The sequence below is a fragment of the Thermus sp. H19.2 genome, assembly GCF_054979525.1.
Genome location: NZ_CM143429.1, coordinates 262386 through 285981 on the forward strand (window position 1 = coordinate 262386; position 23596 = coordinate 285981).

Genomic DNA, 23596 nt, shown 5'->3' on the forward strand with positions numbered 1-23596 from the left:
GGTGAGCCATGCCACGTAGCTTGAAAAAGGGCGTTTTCGTAGACGACCACCTCCTGGAGAAGGTGCTGGAGCTCAACGCCAAGGGGGAGAAGCGGCTCATCAAGACCTGGAGCCGTCGCTCCACCATCGTCCCGGAGATGGTGGGCCACACCATCGCGGTCTACAACGGCAAGCAGCACGTGCCCGTCTACATCACCGAGAACATGGTGGGGCACAAGCTGGGAGAGTTCGCGCCCACCCGCACCTACCGGGGGCACGGCAAAGAGGCCAAGGCCACCAAGAAGAAGTAGCCATGGAAGCGAAAGCCATAGCCCGTTACGTGCGCATCGCCCCCAGGAAGGTCCGCCTGGTGGTGGACCTCATCCGGGGGAAGAGCCTCGAGGAGGCCCGCAACATCCTTCGCTACACCCACAAGCGGGGGGCCTACTACGTGGCCAAGGTGCTGGAGTCCGCCGCCGCCAACGCCGTCAACAACCACGACATGCTGGAGGACCGGCTTTACGTGAAGGCGGCCTTCGTGGACGAGGGCCCTACCTTGAAGCGGGTTCTTCCCAGGGCCCGGGGCCGGGCGGACATCATGAAGAAGAGGACCAGCCACATCACGGTGATCTTGGGGGAGAAGCATGGGAAATAAGATTCACCCCATCGGGTTCCGGCTTGGCATCACCCGGGACTGGGAGTCCCGCTGGTACGCCGGCAAGAGGCAGTACCGCCACCTCCTCTGGGAGGACCAGGAGATCCGCAACTACCTTACCAAGGAGCTCTACCCTGCGGGCCTGGCCCGGGTGGACATCGAGCGGGCGGCGGACAACGTGGCGGTGACCGTTCACGTGGCCAAGCCGGGCGTGGTCATCGGCCGGGGCGGGGAGAAGATCAAGGTCCTTCGCGACGCCCTCGCCAAGATGACCGGGAAGAACGTGGCCCTGAACGTCCAGGAGATCCAGAACCCCAACCTCTCCGCCCCCCTGGTGGCCCAACGGGTGGCCGAGCAGATAGAGCGCCGCTTCGCCGTGCGCCGGGCCATCAAGCAGGCGGTGCAGCGGGTGATGGAGGCGGGGGCCAAGGGGGCCAAGGTCATCGTCTCCGGACGCATCGGCGGGGCGGAGCAGGCCCGCACGGAGTGGGCCGCCGAGGGCCGGGTGCCCCTCCAGACCCTGCGTGCTAACATAGACTATGGCTTCGCTTTGGCCCGCACCACCTACGGGGTGCTGGGGGTCAAGGCGTACGTCTTCCTGGGTGAGGTGATCGGCGGCCAAAAGGTCAAGGCCCGCCTCGAGGGGGCCAAGGCCGAGGAGAGGCCCCGCCGCCGTCGCCCCGCCGTGCGGGTGAAGAAGGAGGAGTAGGCCATGCTGATGCCCAGGCGCATGAAGTACCGCAAGCAGCACCGGGGCCGGATGAAGGGGGCGGCCAAGGGGGGGGATTACGTGGCCTTCGGGGACTTTGGCCTGGTGGCCATGGAGCCCGCCTGGATCACCTCCCAGCAGATCGAGGCCGCCCGTGTGGCCATGGTGCGCCACTTCCGCCGCGGGGGGAAGATCTTCATCCGCATCTTCCCCGACAAGCCCTACACCAAGAAGCCCCTGGAGGTGCGGATGGGTAAGGGCAAGGGCAACGTGGAGGGGTACGTGGCCGTGGTGAAGCCGGGCCGGGTGATGTTTGAGGTGGCGGGGGTGACGGAGGAGCAGGCCCTCGAGGCCCTGCGCATCGCCAGCCACAAGCTCCCCATCAGAACCAAGATCGTGAGGAGGGACGCCTACGATGAAGCTCAGTGAGGTGAAGAAGCAGCTGGAGGAGGCCCGGAAGCTCTCCCCGGTGGAGCTGGAGAAGCTTTTGCGGGAGAAGAAGCGGGAGCTCATGGAACTCCGCTTCCAGGCCTCCATCGGCCAGCTTTCCCAGAACCACAAGATCCGGGACCTCAAGCGCCAGATCGCCAGGCTCCTTACGGTCTTGAACGAGAAGAGGAGGGCCAATGCCTAAGAAGGTCCTGACCGGGGTGGTGGTGAGCGACAAGATGCAGAAGACCGTCACGGTCCTGGTGGAGCGCCAGTTCCCCCACCCCCTTTACGGCAAGGTGATCAAGCGCTCCAAGAAGTACCTGGCCCACGACCCCGAGGAGAAGTACAAGCTGGGGGACGTGGTGGAGATCATAGAGTCCCGCCCCATTTCCAAGCGCAAGCGCTTTAGGGTGCTCCGCCTGGTGGAATCGGGCCGGTTGGACCTGGTGGAAAAGTACCTGGTGCGCCGCCAGAACTACCAAAGCCTTTCCAAGCGGGGAGGTAAGGCATGATCCAGCCGCAGACCTACCTGGAGGTGGCCGACAACACCGGGGCCCGCAAGATCATGTGCATCCGCGTCCTCAAGGGCTCCAACGCCAAGTACGCCACCGTGGGGGACGTGATCGTGGCCAGCGTCAAGGAGGCCATCCCCCGGGGGGCGGTGAAGGAAGGGGACGTGGTCAAGGCGGTGGTGGTGCGCACCAAGAAAGAGGTAAAGCGCCCCGACGGCTCGGCCATCCGCTTTGACGACAACGCCGCGGTGATCATCAACAACCAGCTGGAGCCTCGAGGCACCCGGGTTTTCGGCCCGGTGGCCCGCGAGCTCCGCGAGAAGGGCTTCATGAAGATCGTCTCCCTGGCGCCGGAGGTGCTCTGATGCGGGCCAAGGTGCACGTGAAGAAGGGGGACACCGTGCTGGTGGCCTCCGGAAAGTACAAGGGCCGGGTGGGCAAGGTGAAGCAGGTCCTGCCCAGGAGGCAGGCCGTTATCGTGGAGGGGGTCAACATCGTCAAGAAGGCGGTGCGGGTGAGCCCCCAGTACCCCCAGGGGGGGTTCATCGAGAAGGAGGCGCCCCTGCACGCCTCCAAGGTCCGCCCCCTCTGCCCCGCCTGCGGCAAGCCCACCCGGGTGCGCAAGAAGTTCTTGGAGGACGGGCGGAAGATCCGGGTCTGCGCCAAGTGCGGCGGGTCCCTAGACGTGGAGGAGTAAGATGCCCCTGGACGTTGCCCTGAAGAGGAAGTACTACGAGGAGGTTCGCCCCGAGCTCATCCGCCGCTTCGGGTACCAGAACATCTGGGAGGTGCCGAGGCTGTCCAAGGTGGTGGTCAACCAGGGCCTGGGCGAGGCCAAGGAGGACGCCCGCATCCTGGAGAAGGCCGCCAAGGAGCTTGCCCTCATCACCGGGCAGAAGCCCGCCATCACCCGGGCCAAGAAGTCCATCTCTAACTTCAAGCTCCGCAAGGGCATGCCCATCGGACTCCGGGTCACCCTCCGCGGCGACCGCATGTGGATCTTCCTGGAGAAGCTCCTCAACGTGGCCTTGCCCCGCATCCGCGACTTCCGCGGGGTCAGCCCCACCAGCTTTGACGGGCGGGGCAACTACAACCTGGGCCTCAAGGAGCAGCTCATCTTCCCCGAGATCACCTACGATATGGTGGACGCCCTCCGGGGGATGGACATCGCGGTGGTGACCACCGCCAAGACCGATGAGGAGGCCCGGGCCCTCTTGGAGCTTTTGGGCTTCCCCTTCCGCAAGTGAGGCGAGCATGGCGAGGAAAGCGCTGATCGAGAAGGCCAAGAGGACCCCGAAGTTCAAGGTGCGGGCCTACACCCGTTGCGTCCGCTGCGGGAGGGCCAGGAGCGTCTACCGCTACTTTGGGCTCTGCCGGCTCTGCCTTAGGGAGCTCGCCCACAAGGGGCAGCTTCCCGGGGTGAAGAAGGCCAGCTGGTAGGCCGTGGCCGGTCGGGGGGGTTCCCTCGAGACCGCATGGTCCTGGAGTGAGGTAAAAGGAGAGAGGAAATGCTGACGGACCCCATCGCCGACATGCTGACCCGGATTAGGAACGCCACCCGGGTCTACAAGGAGAGCACCGAGGTGCCCGCCTCGCGCTTCAAGGAGGAGATCCTGAAGATCCTGGCGCAGGAAGGGTTCATCAAGGGCTACGAGCGGGTGGAGGTGGAGGGCAAGCCCGTGCTTCGCATCCACCTGAAGTACGGGCCCCGTCGCCAGGGGCCCGACCCCAGGCCGGAGCAGGTCATCAAGCACATCCGCCGCATCAGCCGGCCCGGCCGCCGGGTGTACGTGGGGGTCAAGGAGATCCCCAGGGTGCGCCGGGGCCTGGGTATCGCCATCCTTTCCACGCCCAAAGGCGTGCTCACGGACCGCGAGGCGAGGAAGTTGGGCGTGGGCGGCGAGCTCATCTGCGAGGTGTGGTGATGTCTAGGATCGGCAGGCTTCCCATTCCCCTTCCCAAGGGGGTCCAGGTGGAGGTGGCCCCGGGGTTGGTGAAGGTCAGGGGTCCCAAGGGCGAGCTCCAGGTCCCCGTTTCCCCGGAGATGCGGGTGGTGGTGGAGGAGGGCGTGGTGCGGGTGGAGCGGCCCTCGGACGAGCGCCGCCACAAGAGCCTTCACGGCCTGACCCGCACCCTCATCGCCAACGCCGTCAAGGGGGTTTCCGAGGGGTACAGCAAGGAGCTCCTCATCAAGGGCATCGGCTACCGCGCCCGGCTGGTGGGGCGGGCCCTCGAGCTCACCGTGGGCTTTAGCCACCCGGTGGTGGTGGAGCCCCCGGAGGGCATCACCTTTGAGGTGCCCGAGCCCACCCGCATCCGGGTGTTGGGCATCGACAAGCAAAAGGTAGGCCAGGTGGCCGCGAACATCCGCGCCGTGAAGAAGCCCAGCGCTTACCACGAGAAGGGCATCTACTACGCGGGCGAGCCCGTCCGCCTCAAGCCCGGCAAGGCCGGGGCCAAGAAGTAGGGGGAAGCATGGCACGGCTAACCGCTTATGAGCGCCGCAAGTTCCGGGTGCGCAACCGCATCAAGCGCACGGGCAGGCTCCGCCTCTCCGTCTTCCGGAGCCTCAACCACATCTACGCCCAGATCATCGACGACGAGAAGGGCGAGACCCTGGTGGCCGAATCCAGCCTGGCCCTGAAGCTCAAGGGCAACAAGACCGAGGTGGCCCGCCAGGTGGGCCGGGCCTTGGCGGAGAAGGCCAAGGCCTTGGGGATCACGAAGGTGGCCTTTGACCGCGGCCCCTACAAGTACCACGGCCGGGTGAAGGCCCTGGCCGAGGGGGCCCGGGAGGGGGGCCTAGAGTTCTAAGGAGGGACCATGCCCGAGACCGACTTTGAGGAGAAGATGATCCTGGTGCGGCGCACCGCCAAGACCTACCAGGGCGGACGCCGCTTCCGCTTCGGCGCCTTGGTGGTGGTGGGGGACCGTCAGGGCCGGGTGGGCCTGGGCCTGGGCAAGGCCAAGGAGGTGCCTTTGGCCGTGCAGAAGGCGGGCTACTACGCCCGGCGCAACCTGGTGGAGGTCCCCCTGCAAAACGGCACCATCCCCCACGAGATCGAGGTGGAGTACGGGGCCTCCAAAATCCTCCTGAAGCCTGCGGCTCCCGGCACCGGGGTGATCGCCGGGGCGGTGCCCCGGGCCATTTTGGAGCTCGCCGGGGTCACAGACATCCTCACCAAGGAGCTGGGGAGCCGCAACCCCATCAACATCGCCTACGCCACCATGGAGGCCCTCAGGCAGCTTCAGACCAAGGAGGACGTGAAGCGCCTCAGGAAGGGCGGGGAGGAGTGATGGCCAGGCTCAAGGTGAAGCTGGTGAAGAGCCCCATCGGCTACCCCAAGGACCAAAAGGCGGCCCTTAAGGCCTTGGGGCTGACCAGGTTGCACAGGGAAAGGATTCTGGAGGACACCCCGGCCATCCGCGGCAACGTCCGCAAGGTGGCCCACCTGCTCCAGGTGGAGGTGCTGGAATGAAGCTCACGGACCTCAAGCCCAACCCCGGGGCCAACAAGCGGCGCAAGCGGGTGGGCCGCGGACCCGGCTCCGGCCACGGCAAGACGGCCACCCGCGGCCACAAGGGCCAGAAATCCCGTTCGGGTGGCCTCAAGGACCCCCGCCGCTTTGAGGGCGGGCGCTCCACCACCCTCATGCGCCTGCCCAAGCGGGGCATGCAGGGCCAGGTGCCGGGGGAGATCAAGCGCCCCAAGTACCAGGGGGTGAACCTAAGGGACCTGGCCCGCTTTGAGGGGGAGGTAACCCCCGAGCTTTTGGTGCGGGCGGGCCTCCTCAAGAAGGGGCGCCGGCTGAAGATCCTGGGAGAGGGGGAGGCGAAGGCCCTTAGGGTGGTGGCCCACGCCTTCTCCAAGAGCGCCCTGGAGAAGCTGAAGGCCGCAGGCGGCGAGGCCGTTCTCCTGGAGGCTTAGGATGCTTAGGGCCTTCCGGAGCGCCCTCCAGATCCCCGAGCTTCGCCAGCGCATCCTCTTCACCCTTTTGGTGCTCGCGGCCTACCGCCTCGGGGCCTTTATCCCCACCCCGGGGGTGGACCTGGACAAGATCCAGGAGTTCCTGCGCACCACCCAGGGAGGGGTGTTCGGCATCATCAACCTCTTCTCCGGGGGTAACTTTGAGCGCTTCTCCATCTTCGCCCTGGGGATCATGCCCTACATCACCGCGGCCATCATCATGCAGCTTCTGGTCACGGTGGTGCCCGCGCTGGAGAAACTCTCCAAGGAAGGGGAGGAGGGCCGCCGCATCATCAACCAGTACACCCGCATCGGCGGCATCGCTCTGGGGGCCTTCCAGGGCTTCTTCCTGGCCACGGCCTTCCTGGGGGCGGAAGGGGGGCGGTTCCTCCTTCCCGGCTGGTCCCCCGGGCCCTTCTTCTGGCTGGTGGTGGTGGTCACCCAGGTGGCGGGCATCGCCCTCCTCCTGTGGATGGCGGAGCGTATCACCGAGTACGGCATCGGCAACGGCACCAGCATGATCATCTTCGCCGGCATCGTGGTGGACTGGCTGCCCCAGCTTTTCCGCACCGTGGGCCTCATCCGCACCGGGGAGGTGAACCTGGTGGCCTTCCTCTTCTTCCTGGCCTTCATCGTCTTGGCCTTCGCGGGCATGGCCGCGGTGCAGCAGGCCGAGCGCCGGATCCCCGTGCAGTACGCCCGCAAGGTGGTGGGCCGGAGGGTCTACGGGGGGCAGGCCACCTACATCCCCATCAAGCTCAACGCCGCCGGGGTGATCCCCATCGTCTTTGCCGCGGCCATCCTGCAGATCCCCATCTTCCTCACGGCCCCCTTCCAGGACAACCCGGTCCTTCAGGCCATCGCCAACTTCTTCAACCCCATCCACCTTTCGGGGCTGCTCCTCGAGGTGCTCCTCATCGTCCTCTTTACCTACGTGTACACCGCGGTGCAGTTTGACCCCAAGCGCATCGCCGAGTCTTTGCGGGAGTACGGGGGTTTCATCCCGGGGATCCGCCCCGGGGAGCCCACGGTGAAGTTCCTGGAGCACATCGTCTCCCGGCTCACCCTCTGGGGGGCGCTTTTCCTGGGCCTGGTGGCGGCTTTGCCCCAGATCATCCAGAACCTCACCGGGGTCAAGAGCATCGCCTTTTCCGGGATCGGCCTCCTCATCGTGGTGGGGGTGGCCCTGGACACCCTGAGGCAGGTGGAGAGCCAGCTCATGCTGCGGAACTACGAGGGGTTCCTCTCCAAGGGCCGAATCCGCGGCCGCACGCGTTAGGGAGGGAAGATGGGGGAAGCGGTGATCTTCTTGGGGCCGCCGGGGGCGGGCAAGGGTACCCAGGCGGCCAGGCTCGCCGAGGAACTGGGCTTCAAGAAGCTTTCCACCGGGGACCTCCTCCGGGACCACGTGGCCCGGGGGACCCCCTTGGGCCAGCAGGTGAAGCCCATCATGGACCGGGGGGACCTGGTGCCGGACGAGCTGATCCTGGCCCTCATACGGGAGGAGCTGGCGGAAAAGGTCATCCTGGACGGTTTTCCCCGCACCCTGCCCCAGGCGGAGGCCTTGGACCGTCTCCTGGAGGTCACGGGCACCCGCCTTTTGGGGGTGGTCCTGGTGGAGGTGCCGGAGGAGGAGCTGGTGCGGAGGATGCTCCGGCGGGCCGAGTTGGAGGGCCGCTCCGACGACAACGAGGAGACCATCAGGCGGCGCCTCCAGGTCTACCGGGAGAAGACCGAGCCTTTGGTCCAGTACTATGAGGAAAAGGGGGCCTTGCGGCGGGTGGATGGCCTCGGCACCCCCGATGAGGTCTACACCCGCATCCGGGCCGCCTTGGGAATCTGATGGCCATCAAGCTGAAAAGCCCCTGGGAGATTGAGCGCATGCGGGAGGCGGGGGCCCTCCTCACCGAGGTGGTGGAGGAGGTGGCCCGCCACGTGGCGCCCGGGGTCACCACCAAGGAGCTGGACCAGATCGCCTACGAGGCCATCAGGAAACGCAAGGCCAAGCCCGCCTTCCTGGGCCTCTACGGCTTCCCCGCCACCCTGTGCACCTCGGTGAACGAGGTGGTGGTCCACGGCCTCCCCTCGGAGGAGCCCTTGAAGGAGGGGGACATCCTCTCCGTGGACGTGGGCCTCCTCTACGGGGGCTTCGCCGCCGACATGGCCCGCACCTTCCCCGTGGGCCGGGTTTCCCCCGAGGCGGAGAGGCTCATCAAGGACACGGAGGCGGCCTTCTTTGAGGGGATGAAGTACCTCCGCCCGGGCTTCCGCATCGGGGACGTGGCCCACGCCGTGCAGACCTTTCTGGAGAGCCGGGGCTACGGGGTGGTGCGGGAGTTCGTGGGCCACGGGGTGGGGCGGGAGATCCACGAGGACCCCCAGCTCCCCAACTTCGGCAAGCCCGGCACCGGCCCCAAGATCCGGCCCGGCATGACCCTGGCCCTCGAGCCCATGGTCACCTTGAGGCCGGCCCCTGTGGTAATATTGGAAGATGGCTGGACGGCGAGCGCCGGCAAGGGCAACCTCGCCGCCCACTACGAGAACACCGTTTTGGTGACGGAGGAAGGCCCGGAGCTTCTCACCGGGGTTCCCCTGGTGCGGGCGCGGTAGGAGGGGTATGGCGAAGGAGAAGGACACCATTCGGGCGGAAGGCGTGGTCACCGAGGCTTTGCCCAACACCACCTTTCGGGTGAAGTTGGACTCGGGGCCGGAGATCCTGGCCTACATCTCGGGCAAGATGCGCATGCACTACATCCGCATCCTGCCCGGGGACCGGGTGGTGGTGGAGATCACCCCCTACGACCCCACGCGGGGGAGGATCGTCTATCGCAAGTAGGAGGCGCGATGAAGGTACGGGCGTCGGTCAAGAGGATCTGCGAAAAGTGCAAGGTGGTGCGCCGGCACGGCCGGGTCTACGTGATCTGCGAGAACCCCAAGCACAAGCAGCGTCAGGGCTAAGGAGGCAACGTGGCGAGGATCGCAGGCGTGGAGATTCCCAGGAACAAGCGGGTGGACGTGGCCCTCACCTACATCTACGGGATCGGGCCGGCCCGGGCCAAGGAGGCCTTGGAGAAGACGGGGATCAACCCCGCCACCCGGGTGAAGGACCTCACGGAGGCCGAGGTGGTGCGCCTCCGGGAGTACGTGGAGAACGCCTGGAAGCTGGAAGGGGAGCTCAGGGCGGAGGTGGCGGCCAACATCAAGCGCCTCATGGACATCGGCTGCTACCGCGGCCTCCGGCACCGGCGGGGGCTTCCCGTGCGGGGGCAGCGCACCCGCACCAACGCCCGTACCCGCAAGGGGCCCCGCAAGACCGTGGCGGGCAAGAAGAAGGCGCCGAGGAAGTAAGCCCTGAGGGTTTAGGGCCAGCGGATACTCCGAGAGGGAGAGTATGGCCAGAAAAGCGACCAAGAAGAAGGTTAAGCGGCAGGTGGCGAACGGGAAGGCCTACATCCACGCCTCCTACAACAACACCATCGTCACCATCACCGATCCCGACGGCAACCCCATCACCTGGTCTTCGGGCGGGGTCATCGGCTACAAGGGGAGCCGTAAGGGCACCCCTTACGCCGCCCAGCTCGCCGCCATGGACGCCGCCAAGAAGGCCATGGCCTACGGCATGCAGAGCGTGGACGTGGTGGTCCGGGGTACCGGGGCGGGGCGGGAGCAGGCCATAAGGGCCCTCCAGGCCTCCGGCCTCCAGGTGAAGTCCATCGTGGACGACACCCCCGTGCCCCACAACGGCTGCCGGCCCAAGAAGAAGTTCCGCAAGGCCTCGTAAGGAGTAGGAGAAGATGGGTCGTTACATCGGACCAGTTTGCCGCCTTTGCCGTCGGGAAGGAGTCAAGCTTTACCTGAAGGGGGAGAGGTGCTACAGCCCCAAGTGCGCCATGGAGCGCCGCCCCTACCCCCCGGGCCAGCACGGGCAGCGCCGCACGCGGCGCCCCTCCGACTACGCGGTGCGCCTTCGGGAGAAGCAGAAGCTTCGCCGCATCTACGGGATCTCCGAGACCCAGTTCCGCAACCTCTTTGAGGAGGCGAGCCGCAAGAAGGGGGTTACGGGCACGGTGTTCCTGGGCCTTCTGGAGTCCCGGTTGGACAACGTGGTCTACCGCCTGGGCTTCGCCCAAAGCCGCCGCCAGGCCCGGCAGATGGTGCGCCACGGCCACATCGCGGTGAACGGCCGCCGGGTGGACCTGCCGGCCTACCGGGTGAGGCCCGGGGACGAGATCGCCATCGCCGAGGGAAGCAGGAACCTGGCCTTCATCCGGGAGAACCTCGAGGCCATGAAGGGGCGCAAGGTGAGCCCCTGGCTCTCCTTGGACGTGGAGGGGATGAAGGGCAAGTTCCTGCGCCTGCCCGACCGGGAGGAGCTGGCCCTGCCCGTGAACGAGCAGCTGGTGATCGAGTTCTACTCCAGGTAGTCCCTGGCCGGTAAGGAGGCCTATGTTAGAGAGCAAGCTCAAAGCCCCGGTCTTCACGGTGCGCACCCAGGGGCGGGAGTACGGGGAGTTCGTGCTGGAGCCCCTGGAGCGGGGGTTCGGCGTCACCTTGGGAAACCCCTTGCGGCGCATCCTCCTCTCCTCCATCCCGGGGACCGCGGTCACCAGCGTCTACATCGAGGACGTCCTCCACGAGTTCTCCACCATCCCCGGGGTGAAGGAGGACGTGGTGGAGATCGTCCTCAACCTCAAGGAGCTGGTGGTCCGCTTCCTGGACCCCAAGATGCAGACCGCCACCCTTGTCCTCCGGGCGGAGGGGCCCAAGGCGGTGAAGGCCGCCGACTTCACCCCTTCCGCCGACCTGGAGATCCTGAACCCGGACCTCCACATCGCCACCCTGGAGGAGGGGGGGAGGCTTTACATGGAGGTGCGGGTGGACCGGGGGGTGGGGTACGTGCCCGCCGAGCGCCACGGCATCAAGGACCGCATCAACGCCATCCCCGTGGACGCCCTCTTCTCCCCGGTGCGCCGGGTGGCCTTCCAGGTGGAGGACACCCGCCTCGGCCAGCGCACGGACCTGGACAAGCTCACCCTGAGGATCTGGACGGACGGCTCCATCACCCCCCTCGAGGCCCTGAACCAGGCCGTGGCCATCCTCAAGGAGCACCTCTCCTACTTCGCCAGCCCCCAGGCCGCCCCCTCCCTCCCGGTCTCCGAGCCCTCCCAGGAGCGGGAGGAGAAGGAGGAACTGGACCTCCCCTTAGAGGAGCTCGGCCTTTCCACCCGGGTCCTCCACAGCCTCAAGGAGGAGGGGATTGAGTCCGTTCGGGCCCTTCTCGCCCTCAACCTCAAGGACCTGAGGAACATCCCCGGCATCGGGGAGAGGAGCCTCGAGGAGATCCGCGAGGCCCTGGCCAAGCGGGGCTTTACCCTGAAGGAGTGAGACCATGCGCCACCTAAAGTCCGGAAGGAAGCTCAACCGCCACTCTTCCCACCGCCTGGCCCTTTTCCGTAACCAGGCCAAAAGCCTTCTCCTGCACGGCCGCATCACCACCACCGTGCCCAAGGCCAAGGAGCTCACCGGCTTCGTGGACCACCTGATCCACCTGGCCAAGCGGGGGGACCTCCATGCCCGCAGGCTGGTCCTTAGGGACCTCCAGGACGTGAAGCTGGTGCGCAAGCTCTTTGACGAGATCGCCCCCAAGTACCAGAGCCGCCCTGGGGGGTACACCCGGGTCCTCAAGCTGGCGGAGCGCCGCCGCGGGGACGGGGCGCCCTTGGCCCTGGTGGAACTGGTGGAGTAGGGGCAGGCTAAGCGCCCCGCCGCGGCTTGGGCCGTGGCGGGGGCCTCATGCCCCTTTGGCGTGAATCCTTCGCCTAAGCCCAAGTACGGAAGCCCTGCGGGCCTTTTGGCCGGGGCCCCCACGCTGGCTTGGGCCAGCATGGGGTGGTATCAACCCCTTTCGCCTTGCGAGGGGCCGAGGAGCCTTAAAACCTGGTCCTCCAGCTCCCCGATGTAGGCGGCCAGGGTGTTGCCGTGCTTCTCCAGGATCGCCTCCACCCGGGCTTCCAAGGCCCGGATCTCCTCCCGCTCCGCCTCGGCCAGGCGCTGGAACTCCGCCTCCAGATAGCGCTTTAGCTCGGTGTAGCGGCTTTGCTCCGCATCTTCGGCGAGCTTCTTGTAATAGAGGAGCTCCCGGGCGTAGCGCTTGACCTCCAGGAGGGCCGCCGTTTCCAAGCCGATGGTGAAGACCAGATAGAGGAGGGTGAGGGCCCCCAGGGCCACCACCAGGACCAGGCCCAGGGGGGCTTCCACCCGGGTAAGCCCCAGGGAAAGGGAGGTGGGCTTGGTGATCTCCCCCCAGTTGAGCCAGGCGAAGAGGGCGAGGAGAAGGAGCACGAGGAGGGCAAAAAGGGTACGGGCGCTCATGCCTTGACCTCCATAAGGGCACCGGGGGGATTATACACTGCCTTCCATGGGCTACCTCTACCTCTTTCTGGCCGCCTCCCTGTGGGGCCTTTTGGGGCCGGTGAGCCGCTTGGCCTTTGGGGAGGGGCTCACCCCGCTTACGGTGGCCTTCTTTCGGGCGGGGATCGCCTGGGTCTTTTTCACCGCCCACGCCCTTCTCTTGCGCCGGGTGCGGGTAGCCCCTCGGGACCTTCCCGTCCTGTTCCTCTTTGGCCTGGTGGGGGTTTCCCTGTTCTACGGGGCCTACCAGCTGGCGGTGGGCTTGGGCGGGGCGGCCTTGGCCTCGGTCCTCCTCTACACCGCTCCCGCCTGGGTGGCCCTTCTTTCCCACCTGGTCCTCCGGGAGGCCCTGGACGCCCTGGGGCTTCTCTCCGTGGCCCTCACCCTCCTGGGGGTGGCCCTCATGGGCCTGGGCGGGGGAAGCGAGGTGAGGGCCCCCTTGCCCGCCCTCTTCTTCGGCCTCCTTTCGGGCTTTACCTACGCCCTTTACTACATCTTCGGCAAGCTCTACCTGCCCCGCTACGCCACCCCCACCCTCTTCCTCTACGCCCTGCCCGTGGGGGCCTTGGGGCTCCTGCCCTTCGTGGAGCTCGCGCCCTTAAGCCCTAAGGCCCTTTCTGCCCTCCTCTTTCTGGGAGCCTTTTCCACCTATGGGGCTTACCTGGCCTACTACGCGGGGCTAAGGCGGCTTCCCGCCACCCGGGCCAGCGTCCTGGCCACCCTCGAGCCCGTGGTGGCCAACCTCTTCGCCTTCCTCCTCTTCCGCGAGGTCCTCTCCCCCCTAGGTTACCTGGGGGCGGGCCTGGTCCTCTTGGCGGTCCTCCTCAGCGTGCGGCGGTAGCTCAGCGCAAGAAGGCCTCGAGGTAGGGCTCCCAGTCCTGGGGGACCTCCTTGAGGTCGGAGAGGAAGAGGGGCACCCGGGGGCTTTTGGGGGGCCTGAGGAGGCGCATCCCCGCCTCCTCGGGGGTGCGGTCCCCCTTCTTGAGGTTGCAGGCCCGGCAGGCCGTCACCAGGTTCTCCCAGGTGGGCTTGCCCCCGCGGCTTTTGGGGAGGACGTGGTCCACGGTGAGCTCCCCCCCTTGGCGGCCGCAGTACTGGCAGGTGTAGCGGTCCCGCCGGAGGACGTTCCTGCGGTTCAGGGGGATGCGGCTTGGGCCCCTGCGCACCAGGCGCTTGAGGCGGATGACGCTGGGCACGGGGATCCGGGTGGAGGGGGTGTGGAGGTAGCGGCCGCTTTCCGAAAGCATCTCCGCGCTTCCCGAGAGCACCAAAAGCACGCTCCGCTTGATGCTGGCCAGGCCCAGCACCTCGTACCCCGCGTTGAGCACCAGGACGCGGGGGGCGTCTAGGTTGAGGGGCTTTTCCTCGGCTGGCCCCACGCTTTCTAGGATAGCAAAGGCTTCCCCTTAGAGCTGTGCTATGCTGAGGGCAACGAAGGGTTGGGAGGCCCCTATGACGAGACCTTTGGTTGCGCTCCTTTCCCTCCTGGGCCTGGCCCTGGCGGCTTCCCTGGAGGAGGCGGAGGCCCTTTTGCGCTCGGGGGACTACGCCCAGGCGGCCTTGGCCTACGAGGAGGTTCTGGCGAAGGACTACGGCCGCCTCGAGGCCCACCTGGGCCTGGGGGTGGCCCTCTTCCGGGCGGGCCGCCTGGAGGAGGCCCGCTTCGCCTTTGACCAGATGGTCCGGGTTTTCCCCGACCGGTACGAGGGCCACTTCAACCTGGGCCAGGTCTACCTGCGTTTGGGCAAGCCCGAGGAGGCGGCGGAGGCCTTCCAGAAAGCGGTGTCCTTAAACCCCACCGAGGAGGCCTACCTGGCCCTGGCCGCCGCCCTGGGCCAGGCGGGGAAGGCCAAGGAGGCGGCGGAGGCCTTGAGGAAGGGGTTCCTTCCCGAGCGGAGCCCGGCCTACCGCTTGGCCCTCGCCCAGGCCCTTTACGCCGCGGGAAGCCGGGCGGAGGCCGTGCCCGTCCTCTACGGGCTCCTGAACCAAGACCCCAAGGCGGCCGAGGCCTGGGAGCTTCTGGCCCGCATCCTGGCGGAGGAGGGCCTGAAGGGGCGGGCCCTCAGGGAGCTGGACCGGGGCCTGGCCCAGGTGGAGGGGAAGGCCAGGGCCCGGCTCCTTCTCCGCAAGGCCCTCCTCTCCGAGGCCCCCGAGCCCCTCTTGAGGGAGGCGTATGGGCTGGACCCCGCTCTCTGGGAGGCCGCTTTCTATCTGGGCCAAACCAGGCTCCGGGCCGGGGACGCCAAGGGCGCCCTGGCTCCCCTCCTCGCCGCCTACCGCTTAAGCCCCGAGCCCCAGGTGGCCCAGGCCCTGGCGGTGGCCTACCTGCGTTTGGGAGACCCGAAAAACGCCTACCGCTACGCCGAGGAGGCGGGGCCTCCCGGGGCCTTCTTGAAGGCCCAGGCGGCCTACGCCTTGGGGAGGAAGGAAGAGGCCTTGAGGCTTTTGGAGGGGGTTTCGGCCCTCGAGGCCCAAGCCCTTAAAGGCGCCCTCCTCCTGGAGCTTGGGCGGGCCGAGGAGGCGGCGGGGGTGCTCCGCCCCTTGTACGAGTCCGGGCGGGACCCCCAGGTGGGGGTGAACCTGGCCGCCGCCCTGGTGGCCCTGAGGCGCTTCGGCGAGGCGGAACTCCTCCTCAGGGAGGTGCTGGGGCGGGCCCCCGGGCAGGCCGCCGCCTGGTACAACCTGGGCTTGGCCCTGAGGGGCCTGGGCCGGGAAGGGGAGGCGGAGCGGGCCCTCCGGCAAGCCGCCGCCTTGGGCTCTAAGGAGGCCCAGGCCCTTCTTCGGAGGTAAGATGCGCTGGCTTAGGGAAAACTGGCTGGATGCCCTGATCTTCCTCCTCATCGCCTTGGTGGCGGCGGGTATCGTCCTTTACCTCACCGGGGTCAACCCCTTCGCCCAGCCCCTGGCCTCCGTCCAGCCCGCCCCTTCCCCTCAGGCCCTCGAGGCCCCGGCGCCAAAGCCGGTGGCTACCCCAGAGGCGCAGGCCTCGGAGCCCGTGGTCACGGTGATGCCCCTGCCCCAGGCCCCCGCAGAACCCTCCCCGCCCCAGCCCCAGCCCTCCCCGGTTTCCCGGCCCCAGGCTCCGGCCAAGCCCTCCCCGGGCGGAAGCTTCCGCGTGGTGGTGGGGGCCTTCGCCAACCCGGAAAACGCCCTCCGCCTCCGCCAGGAGCTTTCGGCCAAGGGGTACCCCGTGGGCCTCGAGGCCGCCGGGAGCCTTACCCGGGTGGTGGTGGGCCCCTACGCCAGCGAAGAGGAGGCCAGGCGGGTGGCCCAGGCCCTTTCGGCCTACGGGGCCCAGGTCTACCGGGGCCAGGCCCCGGCCCCCGCCCCCGAGGGGAGCGTGTACCTGCAGGTGGGGGCCTTTCAGAAGGAGGAAAACGCCTTGGCCCTGGCGGGCAAGCTCAAGGAGGCGGGGCTTCCGGTGGTGCTGGTGAAGGACGGCGTTTACCGGGTCCGGGTGGGGCCGGTGGCTCCCGAGGAAAGGGAGGCCCTTAGGGCGCGGGTGGAGGCCCTGGGTTTACAGGCCCTGGAGGTGCGATGAAGGTTCCTAGCGCCGCCATAAGCCGTTTGGTGACCTACCTCCGCATCCTGGAGGAGCTGGAGGCCAAGGGCATCCACCGCACCAGCTCGGAGCAGCTGGCGGAGGAGGCCCAGGTGACCGCCTTCCAGGTGAGAAAGGACCTTTCCTACTTCGGCTCCTACGGCACCCGGGGGGTGGGGTATACCGTCCCCGTCCTCAAGCGGGAGCTCCGCCACATCCTGGGTCTAAACCGCAGGTGGGGCCTGTGCATCGTGGGTATGGGCCGCCTGGGAAGCGCCCTTGCGGACTACCCGGGCTTCGGGGAGAGCTTTGAGCTTCGGGGCTTCTTTGACGTGGACCCGGAGAAGGTGGGCCGCCCCGTGCGACGCGGGGTCATTGAGCCCGTGGACCTCCTGCCCCAGCGGGTGCCCGGGCGGATAGAGATTGCCCTCCTCACCGTGCCCCGGGAAGCGGCCCAGGAGGCGGCGGATCGGTTGGTGGCGGCGGGGATCAAGGGGATCCTGAACTTCACCCCGGTGGTCCTCGAGGTGCCCAAGGAGGTGGCGGTGGAGAACGTGGACTTCCTGGCGGGGCTCACGCGGCTCTCCTTTGCTATACTTAATCCCAAGTGGCGAGAGGAGATGATGGGATGAAAAAGGTAGTCTTTTTGGTCATGGGGCTGCTTTTGGCGGCATGCAACAACCTGTTTGAGGGCGGGGTCATCCTGGGAGGACCTACGGTTCTTGTGGCGCGGGAAAACTTTTCCTTCTCCACGGAGACCGACCAGAACAACAACACCTTTTACAACTACAGCTACGACATCGTTCTCTATGCCCTGCCGGGTTCGGGGACGGGCTCGGTGGTGCTGCTGGACGCCAGCGCGAATCCCGTGGATTCCCCCTTCCTAATCCCCCAATCTTGCTCTCCTTCCAGCCAGGACCCTTGCGGGCCCTACGTGCGGTCTTACAACAAGCGTTCCTCTACTCCTCTGACTCCCGTGCAGGTGGTCAAGTACCGCACGGTCTCCGCCAACGGCCAGTCTAAGGTGGTACCCCTCCCTGCCCCCATAGAGATCTACTGAGCCTCGGGAAAACTCTCCTGGCCCGCCTGGCGTATACTCAGGGGCATGGGGTTTACCGTCCTTCCCGCCCTCGAGGCCCCCCTCCGCCGCTTTGAAGAGGCCCTTTCCGGGCTCGTCCAGTCCGATGTCCTCTTCATCCGCCTCATCCACCAGGACCTGGTGACCGCCGGGGGAAAGCGCATCCGCCCCCGGCTCGTCTTTTTGGCCTCGAGGGCCTTAGGGGGGGCGCCCTTTGAGCTGGAGCTCGCCCTGGCGGTGGAGCTCCTCCACTCCGCCACCCTTCTCCACGACGACCTCATTGACGACGCCGAGACCAGGCGGGGCAAGGAGGCGGCCTTCCGCAAGTACGGGAACGCCGTCTCCGTGCTTTCCGGGGACTTCCTCCTCTCAAGGCTCCTCCACGTCATCGCCAAGACGGGGCGGATGGAGCTGGTGGAGCGGTTCGCCGAGGTGGCCAAGACCCTTTCCGAAGGGGAGGTCCTGCAGTTCCAGGTGGCCGCCTTGGAGGAGTACTCCCTGGAGAACTACGAGCGGATTATCACCGCCAAGACCGCCGCCCTCATGGCTCTTTGCACCGAAGGGCCGGCGCTTCTTAGGGGCGAGCCCCCGGAGATCCGAGAGGCCCTCCACCGCTTTGGCCTCCTCTACGGCCAGGCCTTCCAGATGCGGGACGATTACCTGGACCTCATGGGGACGCCGGAGGTTCTGGGGAAGCCCGTGGGGGGGGACTTGAGGGAAGGGAAGGCCACCCTTATCCCCCTGCTCCTCATGGAGCGCTTCCCCGAGGTGCGGGAGATCCTGAGGCGAAAGGGAAGGGAACCTGGGGACCTGGAGCGGTTAAGGGCCTTGGCCTGGGAAAGCGGGGTGGTGGAGGAGGTGGAGGCCCGCATCCGGAAGCGGGCCCAAGAGGCGGCGTCGGCCCTATCGCCCCTCCCCCCTTCGCCCTTTAAAAGGGCCTTGGAAGAACTGGCCTTGCGCGAGGCGGAAAGGCTCTCCTAGGGGGTATAATCCCCCTCGGTGATGCTATGAGCCTGCCCGCCTACCGACCTCCCGAGGACCCGGGCCTCTGGGAGGCCTTTTTGGAGCGGCTGGAGCGGACCTTGAGGGTGGCTCCCCTCCACCCCACCACGGTGGAGTACCTGACCCATCCCAAGCGCCTGGTCACGGTTTCCCTTCCCGTGGTCATGGACGACGGCAAGGTGCGGGTCTTCCAGGGGTTCCGGGTGGTGCACGACATCGCCCGGGGGCCCGCCAAGGGCGGGGTGCGCCTCCATCCCTCCGTCACCCTGGGGCAGACGGCGGGCCTGGCCGCCTGGATGACCCTCAAGGCCGCGGTCTACGATCTGCCCTTTGGCGGGGCGGCTGGGGGGGTGGCCGTGGATCCCAGGCTCCTTTCCCCTAGGGAGCTGGAGCGCCTGGTGCGCCGCTACACCGCCGAGCTGGTCAACCTCATCGGCCCGGACATGGACATCCTGGGCCCAGACGTGGGGACCGACGAGCGGGTTATGGCCTGGATCATGGACACCTACTCCATGACCCTGGGAGCCACGGTGCCCGGGGTGGTGACGGGCAAGCCCCACGCCCTGGGGGGCACGGAGGGCCGGGACGACGCCGCAGGGCTGGGGGTGGCCTTGGTCCTGCGGGAGTTCGCCCAGAGGTGGGGGTTTCCCCTGGAGGGGGCCAGGGTGGCCGTTCAAGGCTTCGGCCAGGTGGGCGGAGCCTTCGCCCTCCACGCCCAGAGGATGGGTCTGAAGGTGGTGGCGGTTTCCACTTCCCGGGGGGCGATGTACCGGGAGGAAGGGCTTCCCGTGGAGGAGGTGCGGGCCCACTACGAGGCCACGGGAGCCCTTCCGCGCCATGACCTGGACCCGGAGGAGCTTCTGGCCCTGCCCGTGGATTACCTGGTGCTGGCGGCCATGGAGGGGGCCTTGGACGGGGAAGGGGCCAAGAGGGTTCAGGCCAAGGCGGTGCTGGAGGCGGCCAACTTCGGCCTCACCCCGGAGGGGGAGGCCTACCTTCTGGGCAAGGGGATCCGGGTGGTCCCTGACCTTCTCACCGGGGGTGGGGGGCTTCTGGCAAGCTACCTGGAGTGGGTGCAGGACCTCAACATGTTCTTCTGGAGCGAGGAGGAGGTGCGCCAAAGCTTCGCCAAGAGCGTGGCCAAGGCGGTGGCCGAGGTGTGTGCCAGGGCCGAGGCCCTTTCCGCCGACTTCCGTACCGGGGCCATGGCCCTGGCCCTGGAGCGGGTGAACGAGGCCACGCGGCTTAGGGGCGTCTATCCGTGAGGGAGTGTATGAGAAGCGAACCCCTTTCCTACCTGGGTAAAGACGGCGGCCCTTGGGAGATCTTCGTGGAGCAGGTGGACCGGGTGGTGCCCTACCTGGGGCGGCTTGCTCCCTTGGCGGAAAGCCTTAAACGGCCCAAGCGCATCCTCATCGTGGACGTGCCCATTCATTTGGACGACGGCACCGTGGCCCACTTTGAGGGGTACCGGGTCCACCACAACACCGCCCGGGGGCCCGCCAAGGGCGGGGTGCGCTACCACCCCGAGGTGACCCTCTCCGAGGTCATGGCCCTGGCCGCCTGGATGACCATCAAGAACGCCGCCGTGGGCCTGCCCTACGGGGGCGGGAAGGGGGGGGTGCGGGTGGACCCCAAGAAGCTTTCCCCGGGAGAGCTGGAGCGCCTCACCCGCCGCTACACCTCGGAGATCGGGATCCTCCTGGGCCCGGACCGGGACATCCCCGCCCCCGACGTGAACACCGGGGAGCGGGAGATGGCCTGGATGATGGACACCTTCTCCATGAACGTGGGCCGCACCGTGCCCGGGGTGGTGACGGGGAAGCCCATCGCCCTGGGGGGGTCCCTGGGCCGGCGGGACGCCACGGGGCGGGGGGTGTTCGTGACGGCGGTGGCCGCGGCGGAAAAGCTCGGGCTTGCCGTGGAGGGCGCCCGGGTGACCCTCCAAGGCTTCGGCAACGTGGGGAGCGCCGCCGCCCGCATCTTCCACGACCACGGGGCCCGGGTCATCGCCGTGCAGGACCACACCGGCACCGTTTATAACGAGGCGGGCATTGACCCTTACGACCTGCAGCGCTACGTGGCGGAGATGGGGGGGGTGCGGGGTTACCCCAAGGCGGAGCCCCTGCCCAACCCGGAGTTTTGGGCCGTACCCACGGAGTTCCTCGTTCCCGCCGCCTTGGAGAAACAGATCACCGAGCAGAACGCCTGGCGCATCCAGGCCCGGATCGTGGTCGAGGGGGCGAACGGCCCCACCACCCCCGCCGCCGACGACATCCTCTTGGAGAAGGGAGTCCTGGTGGTCCCCGACGTGATCGCCAACGCCGGGGGCGTGACGGTGAGCTACTTTGAGTGGGTCCAGGACTTCAACTCCTACTTCTGGACGGAGGAGGAGATCAACGCCCGCCTGGAAAGGGTGCTGCGGAACGCCTTTGAGGCGGTGTGGCAGGTGAGCCAGGAGAAGCGGATCCCCCTGCGCACCGCCGCCTACGTGGTGGCGGCCACCCGGGTCCTCGAGGCCCGGGCCCTCCGGGGCCTCTACCCCTAGTAGGCTATCCTTGTGGACTGGCCCCGCTTCGGCCGCGTGGTCCTCAAGCCCTTTTCCGCGGGGCTTTCCGAGGAGGAGTGGAGGGGCCTCTACGAGACCTTCCGCGACCCCGAGGTGGCGGAGTGGAACGGCTCAAGCCCCCTGCGCTCGCCCTTTTGGCTCTTCAAGCGCTTCGTCCTGGCGGAGGCCCGGAGAAAGGACCGCGTGGCCTTCGTCATCCTGGACGAGAAAGGGGAGTACCTGGGCACGGTGGAGCTTTACGACCTCACCCCCGAGGAGGCCACCTTGGGCATCCTGATCGGGAGGAAGGACCGCTGGGGGCAGGGCTACGGCACCGAGGCGGTGCGGGCGGCCTTGGACTACGCCTTCCGCCTCCTGGGCCTGAGGCGGGTGAAGCTCAGGACCTTCGCCCACAACCTCCGCGCCCGGCGGGCCTTCCAGAAGGCGGGCTTCCGGGAGGTAGGCCTGGGCCCGGGCCCCAAGGGAAGGGAGGACGTGTACATGGAGGTGCGCCGTGAGGATTTTGGCCCCGAGGCTTAGGGAGGAGGTCTTCGCCCTCCTGCCCGAGGGGGTGGAGGTGCGGTTTCTGGACCAGCCCTGGCCCAAGACCGCGGACTTCTTCCTCCCCCCCTATGGCCAGGAGGAGGTGGTGCGGAAGGTCCTGGAGGAGGTGCAGGTCAAGGTGGTCCAGACCCTCTCCGCCGGGGTGGACTGGATCCTGCCCCTCCTCCCCGAAGGGGTGCTCCTCTGCGACGGCTCCGGCATCCACGACGCCCCCGTGGCGGAGTGGGTGGTCCTGGCCCTTCTCGCCCTCCTCAAGGACCTGCCGGGCTTCCTCGAGGCCCAAAGGGAGGGGCGCTGGGCCCCGAGGAGGCTTTCCGACCTGGAGGGGAAAAGGGTCCTCCTTTTGGGCTACGGGTCCATCGGGAAGGCGGTGGCGGAAAGGCTTAGGCCTTTTGGGGTGGAGCTCTTCCCCGTGGCCCGCCATCCCCGCCCCGGGGTCTACACCCGTGAGGACCTGCCCCACCTCCTGCCCCAGGCGGACGCCGTGGTCCTCCTCCTTCCCCTCACCCCCGAGACCCGAAGCCTCGTGGACCGGGACTTCCTCGCCCGGATGAAGGAGGGGGCCCTCCTGGTGAACGCGGGGAGGGGAGGGCTCGTGGACACGGAGGCCCTCCTCGAGGCCCTGGAGGCGGGGCGGGTCCGGGCCTTCCTGGATGTCACCGACCCCGAGCCCCTGCCTTTGGACCACCCCCTCTGGCGGGCCAAGGGGGCGGTCATCACCCCCCACGTGGCCGGGCTTTCCGAGGGCTTTGCCCGCCGGGCGGCCCGCTTCCTCTCCGAGCAGGTGGGGCGGTACCTCCGGGGAGAGCCCCTTTTGAACGTGGTGCGGGAGGGGTATTAGGGTGGAGGTCATCCTGCACGGGGATCTCCGGCGCTTCGGCGAGCGCTTCCAGGTGGAGGCCAAGACCCCCAAGGAGGCCCTGGAGAAGCTGGGGATTCCCCTGGAGGAGGTCTGGCTCCTCGCCGTGGGGGATAGGGCGGTGGGCCTGGACGAGGAGGTGGAGGGCCCCCTCGAGGTCTACCCCCCCATCGCCGGGGGTGGTATACTTGGGGCCCTGCCCTAATAAGGCAGGGGGCGCCAAAGGGGGGGAGCCGCCCGACGCCCACCCCGCGTAGAAGGGAGAAGCATGCAAAAGAAAGACCTCCTCTCTACGCCCGTGGTCCCCATAGACATCAAGGCCTTTGACGCCGGGCCCATCCTCGAGGCCATGGGCAAGACGGCCTTCCAGGCCAGGAACCTCCACCGGGCGGCGGAGATCTACCTGGAGATGCTTCAGGACGACTGCGCCGTCATCCTCACCCTGGCGGGGAGCCTGGTCTCCGCGGGCCAGGGCCTCATCGTCCACGACCTCATCCGGAAGGGCCTGGTGGACGCCATCGTGGCCACCGGGGCCAACCTCGTGGACCAGGACTTCTTTGAGGCTTTGGGCCACCGCCACTACCAGGGGGACCCGAGGGCGGACGACGAGGCCTTAAGGCGGCTCTGGATTGACCGCATCTACGACACCTACATCGACGAGGAGGAGCTCCGCCACACGGACTACACCATCGCCGAGATCGCCGACGGCCTAGAGCCCCGCCCCTACTCCAGCCGGGAGTTCCTCTGGCACATGGGCCGCCACCTGGCGGAACGGGGCCTGGGGGAGAAGAGCATCGTGCGGGCGGCCTACGAGGAAGGGGTGCCCCTCTTCGTCCCCGCCTTCTCCGACTCCTCCGCGGGCTTCGGCCTCGTCTACCACCAGGTGAAGCGCCCCGAGGCCCACGTGACCATAGACTCCGTGGCCGACTTCCGCGAGCTCACCGAGATCAAGCTTAAGGCCGGGACCACGGGGCTCGTGATGCTGGGGGGCGGGGTACCCAAGAACTTCGCCCAAGACATCGTGGTGGCCGCCGAGGTCTTGGGCCACCGGGTGGAGATGCACAAGTACGCCATCCAGATCACCGTGGCGGACGAGCGGGACGGGGGGCTTTCCGGCTCCACCCTTTCTGAGGCGCAAAGCTGGGGCAAGGTGGACGCGCGCCTTTCCCAGATGGTCTTCGCCGAGGCCACCCTGGCCTTTCCCCTCCTGGCCTCTTACGTCTACCACCGGGCCCCCGCGCGGGCCAAGCGCCGCTACGCCGAACTCTTCCGGGAGAAAGCGCCCGCCTGAGGGCAAGGGGGGTGGCTTTACCGCCCCCCTTTTCCTTTGGTAGACTCC

40 protein-coding genes are annotated in these 23596 nt (G+C 67.5%); 38 read left to right on the top strand and 2 right to left on the bottom strand.

The genetic code is table 11. The features are described from left to right. Positions 1–8 precede the first annotated feature (8 nt). From rpsS to rplQ, 26 genes are all read left to right on the top strand, one after another. Positions 9–290 (top strand): 30S ribosomal protein S19, encoded by a 282-nt coding sequence (gene rpsS / locus ACY5J6_RS01460; protein ID WP_011173711.1) that lies wholly within the window; start codon positions 9–11, stop codon positions 288–290. A 2-nt stretch (positions 291–292) separates the two neighbouring features. After that, positions 293–634 (top strand): 50S ribosomal protein L22, encoded by a 342-nt coding sequence (gene rplV, locus ACY5J6_RS01465; RefSeq protein ID WP_054637963.1) that lies wholly within the window; start codon positions 293–295, stop codon positions 632–634. Next, positions 624–1343: a 30S ribosomal protein S3 gene (gene rpsC / locus ACY5J6_RS01470; protein ID WP_462845647.1), complete on the top strand. Its 720-nt coding sequence runs from the start codon at positions 624–626 to the stop codon at positions 1341–1343. Before rplV ends, rpsC begins: the two co-directional genes overlap by 11 nt. A 3-nt stretch (positions 1344–1346) precedes the next feature. Then, complete coding sequence (rplP, locus tag ACY5J6_RS01475) at positions 1347–1772, top strand: 50S ribosomal protein L16 (RefSeq protein WP_462845648.1); 426 nt, start codon at positions 1347–1349, stop codon at positions 1770–1772. After that, a complete protein-coding gene (gene rpmC / locus ACY5J6_RS01480; RefSeq protein ID WP_054637961.1) occupies positions 1759–1977 on the top strand; it encodes a 50S ribosomal protein L29 in 219 nt (72 codons plus the stop codon). Before rplP ends, rpmC begins: the two co-directional genes overlap by 14 nt. Next, positions 1970–2287, top strand: a complete 318-nt coding sequence (rpsQ, locus tag ACY5J6_RS01485) for a 30S ribosomal protein S17 (RefSeq protein WP_054637960.1) — start codon at positions 1970–1972, stop codon at positions 2285–2287. The genes rpmC and rpsQ overlap by 8 nt, the downstream gene beginning before the upstream one ends. Beyond that, entirely contained in the window at positions 2284–2652 is a 369-nt protein-coding gene (gene rplN / locus ACY5J6_RS01490) for a 50S ribosomal protein L14 (RefSeq protein WP_003043914.1), read from the top strand. Before rpsQ ends, rplN begins: the two co-directional genes overlap by 4 nt. Beyond that, positions 2652–2984, top strand: coding sequence for a 50S ribosomal protein L24 (rplX, locus tag ACY5J6_RS01495; protein WP_462845649.1), 333 nt, complete (start codon positions 2652–2654; stop codon positions 2982–2984). Before rplN ends, rplX begins: the two co-directional genes overlap by 1 nt. A gap of 1 nt (position 2985) precedes the next feature. Next, positions 2986–3534, top strand: coding sequence for a 50S ribosomal protein L5 (gene rplE, locus ACY5J6_RS01500; RefSeq protein WP_462845650.1), 549 nt, complete (start codon positions 2986–2988; stop codon positions 3532–3534). Between the two features lie 7 nt (positions 3535–3541). Then, a complete protein-coding gene (locus ACY5J6_RS01505) occupies positions 3542–3727 on the top strand; it encodes a type Z 30S ribosomal protein S14 (protein WP_018111303.1) in 186 nt (61 codons plus the stop codon). Between the two features lie 68 nt (positions 3728–3795). Then, positions 3796–4212, top strand: a complete 417-nt coding sequence (gene rpsH, locus ACY5J6_RS01510) for a 30S ribosomal protein S8 (protein WP_462845651.1) — start codon at positions 3796–3798, stop codon at positions 4210–4212. Continuing rightward, entirely contained in the window at positions 4212–4754 is a 543-nt protein-coding gene (gene rplF / locus ACY5J6_RS01515; RefSeq protein WP_462845652.1) for a 50S ribosomal protein L6, read from the top strand. Before rpsH ends, rplF begins: the two co-directional genes overlap by 1 nt. A gap of 8 nt (positions 4755–4762) precedes the next feature. Continuing rightward, positions 4763–5101: a 50S ribosomal protein L18 gene (gene rplR, locus ACY5J6_RS01520; RefSeq protein WP_462845653.1), complete on the top strand. Its 339-nt coding sequence runs from the start codon at positions 4763–4765 to the stop codon at positions 5099–5101. A gap of 9 nt (positions 5102–5110) precedes the next feature. Then, positions 5111–5584: a 30S ribosomal protein S5 gene (rpsE, locus tag ACY5J6_RS01525; protein ID WP_054637955.1), complete on the top strand. Its 474-nt coding sequence runs from the start codon at positions 5111–5113 to the stop codon at positions 5582–5584. After that, positions 5584–5766, top strand: coding sequence for a 50S ribosomal protein L30 (gene rpmD / locus ACY5J6_RS01530; protein ID WP_462845654.1), 183 nt, complete (start codon positions 5584–5586; stop codon positions 5764–5766). Before rpsE ends, rpmD begins: the two co-directional genes overlap by 1 nt. Beyond that, complete coding sequence (rplO, locus tag ACY5J6_RS01535) at positions 5763–6215, top strand: 50S ribosomal protein L15 (protein WP_462845655.1); 453 nt, start codon at positions 5763–5765, stop codon at positions 6213–6215. The genes rpmD and rplO overlap by 4 nt, the downstream gene beginning before the upstream one ends. Position 6216: 1 nt before the next feature. Beyond that, a complete protein-coding gene (secY, locus tag ACY5J6_RS01540; protein WP_462845656.1) occupies positions 6217–7533 on the top strand; it encodes a preprotein translocase subunit SecY in 1317 nt (438 codons plus the stop codon). Positions 7534–7542: 9 nt separating this feature from the next. Further along, complete coding sequence (locus tag ACY5J6_RS01545; protein ID WP_462845657.1) at positions 7543–8097, top strand: adenylate kinase; 555 nt, start codon at positions 7543–7545, stop codon at positions 8095–8097. Beyond that, the gene (gene map / locus ACY5J6_RS01550) at positions 8097–8864 is read left to right on the top strand and encodes a type I methionyl aminopeptidase (RefSeq protein WP_462845658.1); all 768 of its coding nucleotides are present in this window, start codon (positions 8097–8099) and stop codon (positions 8862–8864) included. Before ACY5J6_RS01545 ends, map begins: the two co-directional genes overlap by 1 nt. A gap of 7 nt (positions 8865–8871) precedes the next feature. Then, positions 8872–9090 (top strand): translation initiation factor IF-1, encoded by a 219-nt coding sequence (infA, locus tag ACY5J6_RS01555; protein WP_003043942.1) that lies wholly within the window; start codon positions 8872–8874, stop codon positions 9088–9090. 8 nt (positions 9091–9098) lie between these two features. Beyond that, the gene (rpmJ, locus tag ACY5J6_RS01560) at positions 9099–9212 is read left to right on the top strand and encodes a 50S ribosomal protein L36 (protein ID WP_022797793.1); all 114 of its coding nucleotides are present in this window, start codon (positions 9099–9101) and stop codon (positions 9210–9212) included. Between the two features lie 9 nt (positions 9213–9221). Next, entirely contained in the window at positions 9222–9602 is a 381-nt protein-coding gene (rpsM, locus tag ACY5J6_RS01565) for a 30S ribosomal protein S13 (RefSeq protein ID WP_314131370.1), read from the top strand. 43 nt (positions 9603–9645) lie between these two features. Next, on the top strand, positions 9646–10035 hold the full coding sequence (gene rpsK / locus ACY5J6_RS01570; RefSeq protein WP_054637953.1) for a 30S ribosomal protein S11: 390 nt from the start codon (positions 9646–9648) through the stop codon (positions 10033–10035). Positions 10036–10048: 13 nt separating this feature from the next. Beyond that, complete coding sequence (rpsD, locus tag ACY5J6_RS01575; RefSeq protein WP_462845659.1) at positions 10049–10678, top strand: 30S ribosomal protein S4; 630 nt, start codon at positions 10049–10051, stop codon at positions 10676–10678. Positions 10679–10700: 22 nt separating this feature from the next. Continuing rightward, complete coding sequence (locus ACY5J6_RS01580) at positions 10701–11639, top strand: DNA-directed RNA polymerase subunit alpha (protein ID WP_462845660.1); 939 nt, start codon at positions 10701–10703, stop codon at positions 11637–11639. A 4-nt stretch (positions 11640–11643) separates the two neighbouring features. After that, positions 11644–12000: a 50S ribosomal protein L17 gene (gene rplQ, locus ACY5J6_RS01585; RefSeq protein WP_093004660.1), complete on the top strand. Its 357-nt coding sequence runs from the start codon at positions 11644–11646 to the stop codon at positions 11998–12000. A gap of 149 nt (positions 12001–12149) precedes the next feature. Here rplQ and ACY5J6_RS01590 read toward each other — a convergent pair whose 3' ends face one another. After that, positions 12150–12626 (bottom strand): DNA cytosine methyltransferase, encoded by a 477-nt coding sequence (locus ACY5J6_RS01590; RefSeq protein ID WP_462845661.1) that lies wholly within the window; start codon positions 12624–12626, stop codon positions 12150–12152. Positions 12627–12672: 46 nt separating this feature from the next. On the opposite strand from ACY5J6_RS01590, the gene ACY5J6_RS01595 reads away from it, so the two are divergent. Continuing rightward, positions 12673–13506, top strand: coding sequence for a DMT family transporter (locus ACY5J6_RS01595; RefSeq protein WP_462845662.1), 834 nt, complete (start codon positions 12673–12675; stop codon positions 13504–13506). A 1-nt stretch (position 13507) separates the two neighbouring features. On the opposite strand, the gene ACY5J6_RS01600 is transcribed toward ACY5J6_RS01595, so the two are convergent. Next, positions 13508–14044 (bottom strand): HNH endonuclease, encoded by a 537-nt coding sequence (locus tag ACY5J6_RS01600; protein ID WP_462845663.1) that lies wholly within the window; start codon positions 14042–14044, stop codon positions 13508–13510. A gap of 73 nt (positions 14045–14117) precedes the next feature. Here ACY5J6_RS01600 and ACY5J6_RS01605 point away from each other — a divergent pair, with 73 nt between their 5' ends. The 11 genes from ACY5J6_RS01605 (at position 14118) to ACY5J6_RS01655 (ending at position 23548) form a co-directional block, all read left to right on the top strand. Further along, entirely contained in the window at positions 14118–15455 is a 1338-nt protein-coding gene (locus ACY5J6_RS01605) for a tetratricopeptide repeat protein (RefSeq protein WP_462845664.1), read from the top strand. Position 15456: 1 nt separating this feature from the next. After that, on the top strand, positions 15457–16206 hold the full coding sequence (locus ACY5J6_RS01610; protein ID WP_462845665.1) for an SPOR domain-containing protein: 750 nt from the start codon (positions 15457–15459) through the stop codon (positions 16204–16206). Then, on the top strand, positions 16203–16838 hold the full coding sequence (locus ACY5J6_RS01615; RefSeq protein ID WP_462845666.1) for a redox-sensing transcriptional repressor Rex: 636 nt from the start codon (positions 16203–16205) through the stop codon (positions 16836–16838). Before ACY5J6_RS01610 ends, ACY5J6_RS01615 begins: the two co-directional genes overlap by 4 nt. Further along, positions 16835–17266, top strand: a complete 432-nt coding sequence (locus ACY5J6_RS01620; RefSeq protein WP_462845667.1) for a hypothetical protein — start codon at positions 16835–16837, stop codon at positions 17264–17266. Before ACY5J6_RS01615 ends, ACY5J6_RS01620 begins: the two co-directional genes overlap by 4 nt. Positions 17267–17311: 45 nt before the next feature. Then, positions 17312–18265, top strand: a complete 954-nt coding sequence (locus tag ACY5J6_RS01625) for a polyprenyl synthetase family protein (RefSeq protein ID WP_462845668.1) — start codon at positions 17312–17314, stop codon at positions 18263–18265. 26 nt (positions 18266–18291) lie between these two features. Beyond that, positions 18292–19551 (top strand): Glu/Leu/Phe/Val family dehydrogenase, encoded by a 1260-nt coding sequence (locus ACY5J6_RS01630; protein ID WP_462845669.1) that lies wholly within the window; start codon positions 18292–18294, stop codon positions 19549–19551. A gap of 8 nt (positions 19552–19559) precedes the next feature. Then, complete coding sequence (locus ACY5J6_RS01635) at positions 19560–20834, top strand: Glu/Leu/Phe/Val family dehydrogenase (protein ID WP_462845670.1); 1275 nt, start codon at positions 19560–19562, stop codon at positions 20832–20834. Between the two features lie 12 nt (positions 20835–20846). Further along, positions 20847–21374 (top strand): GNAT family N-acetyltransferase, encoded by a 528-nt coding sequence (locus ACY5J6_RS01640; RefSeq protein WP_462845671.1) that lies wholly within the window; start codon positions 20847–20849, stop codon positions 21372–21374. Further along, entirely contained in the window at positions 21349–22239 is an 891-nt protein-coding gene (locus ACY5J6_RS01645; protein ID WP_462845672.1) for a 2-hydroxyacid dehydrogenase, read from the top strand. Before ACY5J6_RS01640 ends, ACY5J6_RS01645 begins: the two co-directional genes overlap by 26 nt. Position 22240: 1 nt before the next feature. Next, the gene (locus ACY5J6_RS01650) at positions 22241–22462 is read left to right on the top strand and encodes a hypothetical protein (RefSeq protein ID WP_462845673.1); all 222 of its coding nucleotides are present in this window, start codon (positions 22241–22243) and stop codon (positions 22460–22462) included. Positions 22463–22525: 63 nt separating this feature from the next. After that, the gene (locus tag ACY5J6_RS01655) at positions 22526–23548 is read left to right on the top strand and encodes a 1,9-bis(guanidino)-5-aza-nonane synthase (RefSeq protein WP_462845674.1); all 1023 of its coding nucleotides are present in this window, start codon (positions 22526–22528) and stop codon (positions 23546–23548) included. Positions 23549–23596: the final 48 nt, after the last annotated feature.